Here is a 12,714-nt window from a genome sequence, read left to right as displayed (position 1 = left end):
TAGGGATAATGTTTATGCGTTTTTGTTGTTTTGTTCTTTTTTTGCTCACCTCTTCTTTATCTATGTGGGGGCGGGAGTTGCCTTTAAAGGATCAAGAAAATGCTATTCCCAACAAGTTTTCCCCTCCGCAATATGTACAACTTTCTAATGGAGAAAGAGTATATTATTCGTATTCCTCCGCTTATCAAGATGCTGTGAAAAAGGGCAAGTGTTGTATTTTCGTTTTTTTCAACCCTAGTTCTGCAAAAATTTGGTCACACCTCGCCGATAAGGATTTTTGTTTCCCCAAAGCTTTAGCAGATTTCTGTAATATCGTTGTCTTTCAACGAGGTCTCATTAGTTCTACGGATTATTATCCTAAGATCGATCCCATGGTGTTGTATATGGGGGATTTCCAGGATCGTTTCTGGGAGTTAGATCTTCAAGAACCTTGCGTGGTTCTTATTACTATAAGCCCTAAGGGTTATGACAAAGTACTCAGAGTCATTCCTGCTTCTGTGTCCAATTTTATGGACCCATAAGGCTAAGCTGTTATGGTCGAAAATTATCAGGCATATACTTCCAAATGCCTGATAATTAATATTATAAGTTTTATTTCTATATACTTTAATTAGATCGTTGAAGTTATTATTATTTTAAAATTAAAATGGACTATGATTAAAACTAAGGCTTTGGTATCCTAACCTTTCTTGTTTCACTGAAACTAGCAATGGAGGTGCCTGATGCACATCTTGTTATCAATACTTTCGCTGTTGTTAGCCCTACCAGCCATCGGAGGAGAAACAACCACATCGTTGAAAGATGAAGAAAATGATCAACAGATCGAAGACATTTCAATAAAACACCCCTCTATATTTCACTCTTATATCGATTGCTTGCAATCGACAAGAGAGAAGGGCTTGAGTACTCTAATTGTTCTATACAGTGATGAAAATACGGTTGCTTTCCAACAGCTATTCTCTATGGCCGTAAATATGGAAGAATCAGTGCTAAGTAAATATGCTAATTTTACTGTTCTGAGTCCTACAGGCATTAATTTGTTAATCTATCCCCCTATTCCTGATCCTATGCTTGCAGAAATCGCACACTTTAAGGGGCTGTTCCCAGAAGTTAAAGATCTTAAGGGAACATACTTAATTACCTTATCTGTTTCCGATAGGGATGAAAAAATTATGGATATAGCTTCCATAGATTTGCCTCAAGAGGATTCTGTAAAGCCAATGATTTCTATACGTTAGTGGTCAAATAGATTTTCCCTAGAAGTATCCCGAGATAGAATTTCTAAAATCGGGATATCTTTTTTCTCTGTGTCCTGCTATTGTGGTGAGCATTTTAATTAGGGAAAGTAATTTTATGCGTATTTTATTAGCTTTATTATCATGTTTCTTATTGCCCACTCAGCTGGTCCAAGCAATAGATGAGCCAATGAGTACAGTGGTTTCAGAGGATTGCTGTACTTGTGTCTTCCAAGATTATGACGCAGCCTTAAAACATGCCCAAGATGAAGGTATTTCTTTGGTCATTGTTTTGCTGAGTCGTCAGCATAACCCACTTTTAGAAGAGTTGATTGAGGAAGGGCTTGATCTCAGTGATTTCTTTGGATGTTCACTAGAGGATCTAGCAGTTATAGCAGTTTTACAACCTGAAGTCGGTGATGAAGAAAATTCGTCTAAAGTTCAAGATTTTCAGAGTAGATTCCCATCTACACAATTCCCTGAGGCTGGACACGGAGTATTCTTAGTCACTGTCATTGTCGATGGATCACAAGACACAGTTCTAGATATCACTCAATTGGAATTGTAATATCTTATGCATTTAGAATTGAGAAAGTGGCCATAGATAGGCACCTATCAGGCCACTTTTTTTTTCTCTTAATTTTTTAGAGACTCCCAATGATACGAAGAGAATTTCTCCATAGCCATTACTAACAGATGAATGCGTAAGTTTTTCAATTCTTCGCTGCCACTAGTCACATGAACTTCATTTAAGAACGTATTAATGTCGTCTGTCAGTTCTCCAAGACAGAGGAAATAATCTTTTTTATTCTTAATATTTGCCGATGCATCAAATCGATCAAGAGCGGCTTGTAGCCGGGCTTCTTGCAGATCCAGCTCCATGGGTGTGTGTTTATGAGTAGAGAGTTTCAAAGAAGCTAAAATCTTTTTTAAGCGATTATGCGTCGTTGTAATTTTTTCTAAAGCAGCTCCTTGATGCGCTTTCATGTCTTGAATGGCTGTCGCAGACTTTATAATTTCCACAGGGTTTTTCTCGGAGGTGTCAGAAAGTACAGTAGCAATTTCATCTTTGCTGAATCCTAGCGAGGCTAAGAAGGTTTTTAGTCTTCCCCATATAAATGCTAGGAGATCTTTGATCACCGCAGGTTTATCCCAGGAAGTCCCTTCAACAGTAGAAGGAAAGTTATCCGCTAAATGATAAAGTAGACTTTCAAGATCCAGGGAAATTTCGGAAGCATGCAACAGTGTAAGAATCTCTAAAGACTGACGGCGTAGGGCATAAGGATCATGAGACGAAGTCGGCCGAAGATTTAATATAAAACAAGAAAGTAAATTATCGAAACGATCTAGCAGACTTAATAGAGTTCCCGTTGTGGAGACCGTTTGACCATAAGTAATATGACGTAAATGTTCTCCTATGGCTACCGCAGATGCATGAGATAATCCCGCATGTTTCAGGTAATATTCCCCCATGATACCTTGAAGTTCTGCAAATTCATTAACCACAGCAGAAACTAAGTCGGCTTTACAAAACTCTATGGCTGTGTTTATGTCTTCTTCAGAGGATAAAGGTAGGAGTGGGTAAACTATTTTCTTATGAGCTTTTAACCTTTGTACTTTGTCATAAAGTGAGCCAAGAGCTTCAAAGTAGGTGACGGATTTGAGTTTATCCACAAAAGTTGTTAATGGAGTTTTTAGATCTTGGGCAAAGAGGAAAGCTCCATCGGTGAGACGGGGAGTTAAGGCTTTTTCATTCCCTTGAATAATAATGTCGTTGGGACAGTTGTCACAAACTAAAATAAACTGATTGGTAATTTGTTGAGCTCTATTTTGTGTGGGGAAGTATTTTTGATGATTTACCATTTCAGCAATGAGAAGCTCTTTAGGTAACGAACAAAACTCAGGGTCAAATTGTCCACAAGTCACAAAAGGATGCTCTGTAAGGAAAACGGTTTCCTCAAGTAGACGAGGATTGGTGATCGGCGAAACATTATCCGAGCTATGTGATTTTAACCCTTGTTCAATAATTTCTCTTCGTTCTTTATGAGACACAATCACACAGGCATCACGTAGTGTATCTACATAACGTTCACAAGAAGGAATCTGTACTTCTCGAGGATCTAACTGGCGATGCCCCCAAGAAATATTCGAAGCAGAAACTTTTCCAAAGGAAAAAGGAACCACAGAGGTCCCATATAGAGAAACTAACCAGCGAATAGGGCGAGCGTATTCTACACCACTATCGTCATAGGTCATTTTCTTAGGGAATTTCATAGACTGAATTAATTTAGGTAATTCATTGGATAGAATTGCAGCGGTGTCTTTACGTACTTCGGGATAGAGAAGGAAAAGATAGCGTACACCTTGGACTTCACGAATATCGAACAAAGAGTATTGTGCAAGCTCGCTATAATGACGGATATGCGCATGATGAGTAGCAAAGAACTGCTCACCCTGCGTAGTCACATCTCCGGAATGACTAAATAACGAGGAAAGGACGGGGCCTTTCTTCTCACTCGCTTTTTGTATGGCTGTCGGCTCTAAGTTGTAAATTAATAACGCAAGTCTCCTTGGAGATCCTAAGACTTCTAAACTGTCATAGCCAATATTGTAATCAGATAAAAGCTTCTTCGCTAAAGATTCTAACTGCTGAATCCCCATGGGAACAAAAGTTGCTGGCAGTTCCTCAGAACCAATCTCTAATAGGAAATTTTTAGCAGTTTCAATTTTAGGACATGGAAGAATTTGTGTGTCTACATTCTCATCAGCTTTTCTGTTGCGAAGTAATGGGTAATTTAAAGAGGCACGCCAATCTACATAGCCATCTGCCACAGCACGGGCTAATTGGCGAATTCTAGTGATGTAGCGGGTACGCTCTGTAACAGAAATCACCCCTCGAGCATCAAGAATATTAAAGGCATGAGATGCCTTAATAACAAAATCGTAAGCAGGAACGGGTAACCCTTTATCTAGGACAGCTAAAGCCTCTTGAGCAAAGTCTTCAAAGTGTTTTAACCACATCTGGGTATTGGCAGCATCGAAATTATATTCACTCCAAGCTTTCTCAGACGCCCGAGTAACGTCTCCATAGGTGAGTTCATCACTCCAGAGAACATCGAAAATGGAGTTTTTCTTTTGTAGGTACATAGCAATGCGTTCAATGCCATAAGTAATCTCTCCGCTAATGGTATCGAGAGGCTTGCTTCCTATAGCTTGGAAATAGGTCAACTGGGTAATTTCCATACCATTTAGCCATACTTCCCAACCCAAACCCCAAGCGCCGATCGTAGGATTTTCCCAATCATCATGGACAAAACGAACATCATGCTCACGAAGATCCAGACCAATCATTTGCAGTGAATCTTTATATAAAGAGAGAAAATTTGTGGGGACGGGTTTAAGCAGTACCTGAAGTTGGTGGTAGTTTTGCAGGCGGTTGGGATGCGTGCCGTAGCGACCGTCTTGAGGACGTCTAGAAGGCTCTACATAAGCAGTTTGATAAGGCTCTGGGCCTACAGCACGCAAAAATGTTGCTGGGTTAAATGTTCCTGCGCCTACCTCTAAATCATACCCTTGATGAATCACACACCCCTGTTCACTCCAGAATTGTAAAATTTTAGCAATCATTGCTTGTAAAGTAAGAGGTGGTGACATAATAAAACTCCAATCAAAAAAAACCGTAGAAAAACCCTAGGTGTACACGATAGATAGTGTGAGAAATGAGGATTTTTCTTAAGAATAAGGGCAAAGATATCACTACAAATAAAAACAAACAATACTAAGAAAAGAACTAGAGGCTGCCCTTTAGCAGAAAATACTATCTTCAAAAAATAGTTTTTTAACATTATAACACTCGATACTTGCGCTCTAATTCTTATCTATTTAATTTGTCTTTTAGGCATTCATTATAGTGCTGAGGTTCTCGTTTAAGCAATTTTTTGATAGAGGTATGGGGTGGGACTACCTAATTATCTAACTTTTTCCCGGCTATTTATAACACCAATTTTTATGCTCCTCTATCTTAAGGGAAAGTGGCTGGGGATTACCCCTGTGGTTCTTCCCTATGTTTTACTCGCTCTTTTAGGCCTCTCGGAGCTTACCGATGCGATCGATGGCTATATAGCTAGAAAGTTTTCTCAAGTTACTGATTTGGGCAAGCTTCTTGATCCTATGGCCGATAGTATTTATCGCATTTCTCTATATCTCACATTCACTCAACCTCCGGTAAATTTCCCCTTAATTCTCGTGTTCATTTTTCTCGCTAGAGACTCTGTAATTAGTACATTACGTACTGTATGCGCTTTCCGCGGGGTTGTACTGGCCGCTAGAGCGAGTGGGAAATTAAAGGCGATTTTACAGGGTGTAAGCTTTTTATTGATTTTGCTCGCTATGATCCCGCATTCGCTGGGAATGATTTCTGAGAGAGAACTAGAGCTTTTTGCTTCGGTGGTTGGGTTTATAGTAGCTATCTATTCCGTATGTTCAGGAGCCGAGTACTTTTGGGTGAATAAGAATCATGTGCTACAAAGGGCAAAGTCTAAGGCAAACGATCACAACAAGGAATTATAGACCCCTAAGTAATGAGCAGCCATGGTTGTTAGTCCTGATGGGCGTAACATCCCCTCTTCAACAAGTTGAAACCACACGTCAGGTTCGTGCCTATAGGTAGAAACTGCTTGGGATAACATATGAAAGAAGTCATTGAAGTTATCCGTATGGGAAAAAGTAAAACCATTGACCCCCGCAGCAACGGTATCCGCAAGACCCCCAGTAGAGCGAACTAGAGGCACGGTTCCATAACGCATTCCAATCAGCTGTGTAAGTCCACAAGGTTCAAAATGTGAAGGAATGCAGATCATATCCGCAGCGCCATAAATCAAGCGTACTAGGGGATCATTATAATCCAAAATAATTCGAATATTCGGTGAAGTCGTTAAAGATTCTTGTAAATTGGTAAATTGTCTTTGAGTTTCTTGATCATAGCATGTGCCTGCAATGACTAAAGCATAACTATTTTCCATAGCATGAAGAATAGCTGCTTTCATAAACTCAGGACCTTTTTGTTCCACGATCCTTGAGATCACACACATTAAAGGCGAGTATTCAAGAGACAACCCTAATTTCTCATACAGGGCAATTTTGTTTTCTTCTTTCTTGGTAAATAGGACATCAGGAGACTTAAGTAAATGCGTACCATAACGTACAGCTAAAGCCGGATCTGTTTCTGGATTCCAAATATTTTCATCTATACCATTCAAAATACCACAGAAAACATGACGTCGAGACATGATGGCATCGTGTATTTCATAATCCGAATAATCATTGAGTATATCCTGGGCATATGAAGGAGATACAGTAGTAATGTAATCAGAACAATATAAGGCTCCTTTGAGTAAGACACTCGTGCTCGGATCCCTAAATAATTGGTAATTGCTTAACCCGAAATCACTAATTTCAGATGCTCCAAGCAATTGTGTACTGCAGTAGCCTCGATAACTAAAGTTGTGAATTGTAAAAATTCTTTTTGGATAGCTAGGAAGATGAGGTTCTTTTAATAGCCCAGCTAAAAGTCCTACGTGCCAGTCATGCATATGCACAACATCCACTTTATCCAATTTTTGAATATAGGCAGCAGCAGCAGCAGAAAAAGCACTGAAACGTAGCGTGTCATCTTCGGTGTAGATAGTCGACGTTGAGAAAAGCTCCAATTGTGAGTCCAGTGTAATTACAGTAAGAGTCATTCCCTCATATCTATAAGAGGTGGCGGTCGCATTTTGTCTTCCTAAAAAGTTATAAGCGAAAACGTGCTCATCAAGCACTTGAGAAGAAAACGCAGGGAATAGAAGAGGATAGAAGGGGAGTAGGATTTCAACGTCATGGTGGATAGATAAGGCTTTCGATAAACTATAAACAACATCTCCCAGCCCACCAGCTTTAATAAAAGGAGCACATTCTACAGAAGCTTGTATGATTTTCATGGCTTTCTCTTTTTATAGCTTATCTATGCGTCATAGCAAGCTAAGAACAAAAATCACAAGACGAAAAGGGCGATTTTTCGCCATAACCACTTGATGTTGTGGCGAAATTCTTAGTCACTTTGTAATTTTCCTATTTTCAAAAACTTAAGATTAGATAAACTATAACCTTATGCTGGGGTGTAGCCAAGCGGTAAGGCAGCGGTTTTTGGTACCGTGCATCGGAGGTTCGAATCCTTTCACCCCAAGGTTTCTGTTATTTCTTTTTTTTATTCCCCTCAACATAGTTTCTCGTTCTGTTAAGGAAAACTTCATTTTAGGGAAAAGATTGACTTTTTCCGAGATAGGGCTATAATTTTGCCTCGAAAACTGTTCAGATATATGTTCTAGACATGACAGTCAATGGTCCCTGGGAAAGCATGTTTTAGCTCTGGGAAGAGGTGTTTTTGCAGAGGATTCTTTTAGCTCAAGATTATGGAGAATAGCACATTATGGAGCTCGTAGTTACAAGTCGCGAGACTGATAAAAAATCTTTGCTTAAAAAAATTCGTCAAACAGGAGGTATCCCTGCTGTTATTTACTCTGGCGGAAAGAGCCTGGCAAATATTGTTGTTGATGCTCACGTGTTTAGCAAATTTTTATCTAGCCTAGAAAGCGGTGCGCTATCTTCTACAATTTTTTCTTTATCTTACGAAGGTCGTACGATTAAGGCCCTAGTTAAAGATATTCAATATCATGTGACCTCATATAGAGTGATCCACCTAGATTTTGAAGAACTTATAGAAGATCGTGATGTGAAATTAAAGATTCCAATTCGCTGTATTAATGCCGTGGATTGTGTTGGCGTAAAATTAGGCGGATCTTTAAGACAAGTCATCCGTGCTTTACGTGTCGTATGTAAACCTAAAGATATTGTTCCCTACTTAGAATTGGATGTCCGCTCACTAGGATTGTCTCAGACAAGAAAGCTTTCGGATATTCAAATTCCTGCCGGGCTTCGACCTATTACTCCTCTGAAGGAAGTTGCGGTAACAGTATCAAGAAGATAATTTAATTTATGACGAGTCTGGTGGTTGCCATAGGGAATCCGGGGCGTCAATATGTATGGACGCGACATAATGTAGGGTTCCTGTGTGTAGATAGGCTAGTTCAACAGTTCCCCGGAGTACATTTTAAAGAAGCTCCGAAATTATTTTCTGATATTGCCAAGGTAGAATCGTCCCAAGGGTCTATGGTTTTTATAAAGCCTAGGACCTATGTTAATTTAAGTGGTAAGGCTGTTTTAGCAGTTAAGGGATATTATAATATTGCAACAGACCGTATTTTAGTTATCGCTGATGATGTGAACCAACCATTCGGTAACGTGCGTCTTCGCCAAAGTGCTGGAGGAGGCGGTCACAAAGGGATAAAAAGTATCACACAAAGCCTAGGTTCGAATGACTATTGGCAGTTGCGTTTGGGTATAGGTCGACCTCAAAGAGAAAATGTAGAGTTGTCGGACTTTGTTCTTGGGCAGTTTACTGAAGAAGAACAGATTGGAATACAATCCGTATTTATCGAGGCCAGTGCGTTATTTTCTCAATGGTGTTCTGGGACTCAAACAGCCTAGGAGATCCCTTAAGTAATTTTTGTAGACGGGGATATCTTAGGGAAATAAACTACTCTAGCTATGTTTAGGAGTTTTTAATGAAAGAAAAAACAACCCAACTGTACGAAGGGGCGTATGTGTTTAGTGTGACTCTCAGTGAGGAAGCTAGACGCAAGGCTTTGGAGAAGGTAACTTCAGGCATCACAAATTATGGTGGAGAAATTCTAAAAATTCATGACCAAGGACGCAAAAAATTAGCGTATACTATTCGTGGAGCTAGAGAAGGTTACTACTATCTTATTTATTTTACAGTAGTTCCCGGAGTGATAGCCGAGTTATGGAAAGAGTATCATCTCAATGAAGATCTTCTCAGATTCTTAACCCTTAAAACTGATGCAGTCAAAGAAGTTTTAGAATTCGCATCATTACCAGAATAATTGTTTAAGGAGAAAATATGAATAAGCCTGTTCATAATAATGAACACAGAAGGAAGCGTTTTAATAAGAAATGCCCTTTTGTTTCCGCAGGTTGGAAAACAATCGATTACAAAGATACGGAAACTTTAAAAAAATTTATCACGGAAAAAGGTAAGATCTTACCTAGAAGAATTACAGGTGTCTCTTCCCGCTTTCAAGGTATTCTTACCCTAGCTATTAAGAGAGCGCGTCATATAGGGTTTCTACCTTTTGTAGGAGAAGATTAATTTAGAGGAAAAGAGACAAAATGAAACAACAACTACTTTTACTAGAGGATGTTGAGGGTTTAGGCCGTAGTGGCGATATTGTAACTGCACGTCCTGGATATGTTCGTAACTATCTTCTGCCTAAACAGAAAGCTGTTATAGCAGGAGCTGGAACCTTAAGGTTGCAGGCTAAATTGAAAGAAGAACGATTGCTCCGTGCAGCGGCAGATAGAGAAGAATCTGAAAAATTAGCACAAATTCTTAAAGATATCGTTCTTGAGTTTCAGGTCCGTGTAGATCCAGATAACAATATGTATGGTTCCGTCACAGTAAGTGATATTATTGCCGAGGCAGCTAAGAAAAATATTGTTCTTACACGTAAGAATTTCCCTCACGCTCATTACGCGATTAAAAATCTTGGAAAGAAAAGTGTGCCTTTAAAACTAAAAGAAGACGTAACTGCCACTTTAATAGTTGAAGTGTCTTCTGAGAGTTCGTATGTTGCCGTTCTTAATCCTCAACCGTCTCAAGAACAGACAGCTGCTGAAGAATTAAATTAGGCAAGGTGGGGAGTCTGCTCCTCGCCTATATAAAAATAGGTTTTATGGATCTTTTCTCTCCAGCAAAACTCAATCTCTTTTTAAAGCTTCACGGCAAAACATCTCATGGCTTTCACGAGATGACTACCCTATATCAAGTCATCGATTTTGGAGATAGACTGAGTTTAGAGAGTAGTAGTGAAGATTCTCTTATTTGTAATCTACCAGAATTAAATACGCCTCAAAATCTCATATGGAAAAGTATCCAGGTTTTCAGAGACTATACCCAAATCTACAGTCCTGTGGCTTGGCGGTTGTATAAGTGTATTCCTATAGGATCTGGTATAGGAGGCGGCAGTAGCAATGCTGCTACAGCGCTCTACGCTTTAAATCAACATTTCCAAACGCAACTATCTAATGATGTTCTGCAAGAATTAGGGAAAAAGATCGGAATGGATGTCCCTCTGTTCTTCTCATTGGGATCGGCTTTAGGCATAGGATGCGGCGAGGAAATCCTTTCCTACGATAATGATCATCGTGATGAAAGGTACGTCCTATATTTCTCAGATCAACCTGTCTTGACTAAAGACGCTTTTTCGTACGTACGCCCCGAAGATTTCTCTAAAAGAGAAGAATGCTTGTCTTTATACGCGAGAAACAATGATTTAGAACAATCCGTGTTTCGTTTTCGCAAGGACCTTGAAGAGAAAAAACACATGCTAAAAAGGATATGGAGTCCTTTTAATGCTCACGTGCGTATGTCTGGAGCCGGGGCAACGCTATTCGTAAGTTATTCCAGGGAAATCGAAACAGATCCCTCCACAGCTAAAGCTCTTCATGCAACGATCCATAATAGCCAAGGTTTACTCGTAAATAGCCTACGCAAATACAATGGATGGTTCGAGCATGGTGATAATCTACTTGCAACAACAAGACAATAAGGCGCCTTCAGCAACGGAAACTATTTTATTGGCCTCAACAGAAAGAGTGCTTTCCGCTTGGCAAACTTCGTAATTTTGATCAGCATTTTCTTGTTCATGTGAAGATCCAAAAACACATGAATAAGCTGTGGTAATCCTTTCAAGCGCTTGTTTAAGCTCTTCAGTATTGTTGTCAGTAGTCAATAGTGTAATTGTATGTGTCATAATCAGACCCTCATCTCTTTCTCTTACTTATAGAAATAAAAAATTTTTTACAATTTCTTTCCCACATTCTATTTTCAAAAGGAAGTGATTTTTTAATTACTGACTCCCTTAGTTAGGAAAATGTTTTTGAGTCTTTATTTTTACTCAAAATATCCCTATGGATAATTATAAGAATTGTCGTCTCCTAGGTTGTTTATGATTTTACCTCAGTATTCTTCGTCGTTGAAGACAGGAGCCGCTCTGCTTTTTTTCTTCTCTATATTGCATACATTTCTTACGCCTTGGTTGTTCAGACAATGTCAACTTTATCAGCATAAAAAAATGGTATTCCCAGAAAGGTGGAAGAAATACCTTTGGCTGAGTGAATTTTACCGATTAGTGAGTAGAGTAGAGCTTATTTTCGTTCTCTGGGCAGCTCCACTATTTTTATGGTTTCTCTATTCCGAAGGGTATAGAGTCACTATGAGTTATTTCAATAGCAGGAATTACGTATTTTCCCTGTTTATTGTGATTATGCTCATTCTTCTCGAGTCCCGACCTATCGTATACTTCTCAGAACGTGTTTTCTCAAACATTGCAAAAATAGGTAAGCAATCCCCACGGTGTTGGTGGTGGACTTTAATGATTGCCTCACCGTTGTCTTCTGCCCTTCTGAAAGAGACGGGAGCGATGATTATTGCTGCGACTTTGCTAGTTAGGAATTTTTACAAGTTTTCTCCATCTCCACGTTTTGCTTATGCAACAATGGGATTGTTATTTGCTAACATCTCTATCGGAGGATTAACTTCAGCATTATCTTCTAGAGCTTTGTTTATTATTTTACCCTCAGTGAAATGGGGAAATAGCTTTATTCTAAAATATTTCTGTTGGAAAGCGATCATCGTTATCCTATTGTCGACAACGATCTACTATCTCATTTTCAGAAAGGAATTTAATAACTTCCCTAAGGTCGTGAGAAATCCCTCTATGATGAATGAACGTGTGCCCAAATGGATTATTTGTGTGCATATCATCCTTGTGGGCTCTGTTATTCTCGCCAGATCCGTGCCACTGCTAATGGCAGCTATCTTAATCTTCTATTTGGGATTCCAGAAATTTACCATTTTCTATCAACATGCGATCAACCTTTCTAAGGTATGCTTCGTAGGATTGTTTTATGCAGGTCTGGTGATTTTTGGAGAGCTCCAAGAGTGGTGGGTGTTAGAGCTCATGCATAGAATGTCAGATTTCGGTTATATGATCACTTCATATACCTTATCCATATTCTTAGATAATGCCTTAGTGAATTACCTTGTCCACAATCTTCCCGTGGCTACAGATTGTTTCCTGTACCTCGTGATCGCTGGATGCATGTCTGCAGGCGGATTGACGATTGTTTCTAATATGCCAAATATCGTGGGCTATCTTATTCTACGACCTTCATTTTCATCGTCATCATTATCTTTAGGGTGGCTATTCCTATTTGCCCTAGGACCGTCTATTATTTCTTTAATCACTTTCTGGTTTTTAAGAGATATTCCTGAATTTGTATATTGTTTCTTTAGATAAAC

The 12,714-nt window shown here is 39.2% G+C and carries 14 protein-coding genes and 1 tRNA gene; 12 read left to right on the top strand and 3 right to left on the bottom strand.

The window, feature by feature from the left end:
* Positions 1 to 14 precede the first annotated feature (14 nt).
* The 3 genes from CHAB577_RS04175 (at position 15) to CHAB577_RS04165 (ending at position 1,803) form a co-directional block, all read left to right on the top strand.
* Complete coding sequence (locus CHAB577_RS04175) at positions 15 to 521, top strand: CT795 family Sec-dependent secreted effector (RefSeq protein WP_173024166.1); 507 nt, start codon at positions 15 to 17, stop codon at positions 519 to 521.
* 201 nt (positions 522 to 722) lie between these two features.
* Positions 723 to 1,238 carry a CT795 family Sec-dependent secreted effector gene (locus CHAB577_RS04170; protein ID WP_006344400.1) on the top strand — a complete coding sequence of 172 codons (516 nt, stop codon included), beginning with the start codon at positions 723 to 725 and terminating at the stop codon, positions 1,236 to 1,238.
* Between the two features lie 115 nt (positions 1,239 to 1,353).
* Entirely contained in the window at positions 1,354 to 1,803 is a 450-nt protein-coding gene (locus tag CHAB577_RS04165; RefSeq protein ID WP_173024165.1) for a CT795 family Sec-dependent secreted effector, read from the top strand.
* Between the two features lie 68 nt (positions 1,804 to 1,871).
* On the opposite strand, the gene CHAB577_RS04160 is transcribed toward CHAB577_RS04165, so the two are convergent.
* Complete coding sequence (locus tag CHAB577_RS04160) at positions 1,872 to 4,889, bottom strand: glycine--tRNA ligase (protein WP_011097334.1); 3,018 nt, start codon at positions 4,887 to 4,889, stop codon at positions 1,872 to 1,874.
* 300 nt (positions 4,890 to 5,189) lie between these two features.
* Between CHAB577_RS04160 and pgsA the strand changes: the two genes are divergently transcribed.
* The gene (gene pgsA / locus CHAB577_RS04150) at positions 5,190 to 5,804 is read left to right on the top strand and encodes a CDP-diacylglycerol--glycerol-3-phosphate 3-phosphatidyltransferase (protein ID WP_006344397.1); all 615 of its coding nucleotides are present in this window, start codon (positions 5,190 to 5,192) and stop codon (positions 5,802 to 5,804) included.
* On the opposite strand, the gene glgA is transcribed toward pgsA, so the two are convergent.
* Positions 5,786 to 7,213: a glycogen synthase GlgA gene (gene glgA / locus CHAB577_RS04145; RefSeq protein WP_006344396.1), complete on the bottom strand. Its 1,428-nt coding sequence runs from the start codon at positions 7,211 to 7,213 to the stop codon at positions 5,786 to 5,788. The two genes, pgsA and glgA, sit on opposite strands and share 19 nt — an antisense overlap.
* A gap of 173 nt (positions 7,214 to 7,386) precedes the next feature.
* On the opposite strand from glgA, the gene CHAB577_RS04140 reads away from it, so the two are divergent.
* The 7 genes from CHAB577_RS04140 to ispE all read left to right on the top strand — a co-directional run bounded on the left by CHAB577_RS04140 (position 7,387) and on the right by ispE (position 10,960).
* Positions 7,387 to 7,458 (top strand) — tRNA-Gln (locus CHAB577_RS04140).
* Between the two features lie 243 nt (positions 7,459 to 7,701).
* On the top strand, positions 7,702 to 8,259 hold the full coding sequence (locus CHAB577_RS04135) for a 50S ribosomal protein L25/general stress protein Ctc (protein WP_006344395.1): 558 nt from the start codon (positions 7,702 to 7,704) through the stop codon (positions 8,257 to 8,259).
* A gap of 8 nt (positions 8,260 to 8,267) precedes the next feature.
* Positions 8,268 to 8,819, top strand: a complete 552-nt coding sequence (gene pth, locus CHAB577_RS04130) for an aminoacyl-tRNA hydrolase (RefSeq protein ID WP_006344394.1) — start codon at positions 8,268 to 8,270, stop codon at positions 8,817 to 8,819.
* A 77-nt stretch (positions 8,820 to 8,896) separates the two neighbouring features.
* Positions 8,897 to 9,235 carry a 30S ribosomal protein S6 gene (rpsF, locus tag CHAB577_RS04125; RefSeq protein ID WP_006343479.1) on the top strand — a complete coding sequence of 113 codons (339 nt, stop codon included), beginning with the start codon at positions 8,897 to 8,899 and terminating at the stop codon, positions 9,233 to 9,235.
* A gap of 17 nt (positions 9,236 to 9,252) precedes the next feature.
* On the top strand, positions 9,253 to 9,501 hold the full coding sequence (gene rpsR / locus CHAB577_RS04120; RefSeq protein ID WP_045071955.1) for a 30S ribosomal protein S18: 249 nt from the start codon (positions 9,253 to 9,255) through the stop codon (positions 9,499 to 9,501).
* A gap of 20 nt (positions 9,502 to 9,521) precedes the next feature.
* Complete coding sequence (gene rplI, locus CHAB577_RS04115; protein WP_011097332.1) at positions 9,522 to 10,040, top strand: 50S ribosomal protein L9; 519 nt, start codon at positions 9,522 to 9,524, stop codon at positions 10,038 to 10,040.
* Between the two features lie 44 nt (positions 10,041 to 10,084).
* Positions 10,085 to 10,960 carry a 4-(cytidine 5'-diphospho)-2-C-methyl-D-erythritol kinase gene (gene ispE, locus CHAB577_RS04110; RefSeq protein ID WP_011097331.1) on the top strand — a complete coding sequence of 292 codons (876 nt, stop codon included), beginning with the start codon at positions 10,085 to 10,087 and terminating at the stop codon, positions 10,958 to 10,960.
* Here ispE and rbp7 read toward each other — a convergent pair.
* Complete coding sequence (rbp7, locus tag CHAB577_RS04105; protein ID WP_041461346.1) at positions 10,937 to 11,164, bottom strand: reticulate body protein Rbp-7; 228 nt, start codon at positions 11,162 to 11,164, stop codon at positions 10,937 to 10,939. The two genes, ispE and rbp7, sit on opposite strands and share 24 nt — an antisense overlap.
* Before the next feature lie 195 nt (positions 11,165 to 11,359).
* Between rbp7 and CHAB577_RS04100 the strand changes: the two genes are divergently transcribed.
* Positions 11,360 to 12,712 (top strand): putative Na+/H+ antiporter, encoded by a 1,353-nt coding sequence (locus CHAB577_RS04100; RefSeq protein ID WP_006344388.1) that lies wholly within the window; start codon positions 11,360 to 11,362, stop codon positions 12,710 to 12,712.
* The last annotated feature ends 2 nt before the right edge of the window (positions 12,713 to 12,714 follow it).

Source organism: Chlamydia abortus, from assembly GCF_002895085.1.
In the GTDB taxonomy this organism is placed as follows: domain Bacteria; phylum Chlamydiota; class Chlamydiia; order Chlamydiales; family Chlamydiaceae; genus Chlamydia; species Chlamydia abortus.
Note: the sequence above shows the minus strand (reverse complement) of the source record. Positions and strands in the feature narration are given on the sequence as shown.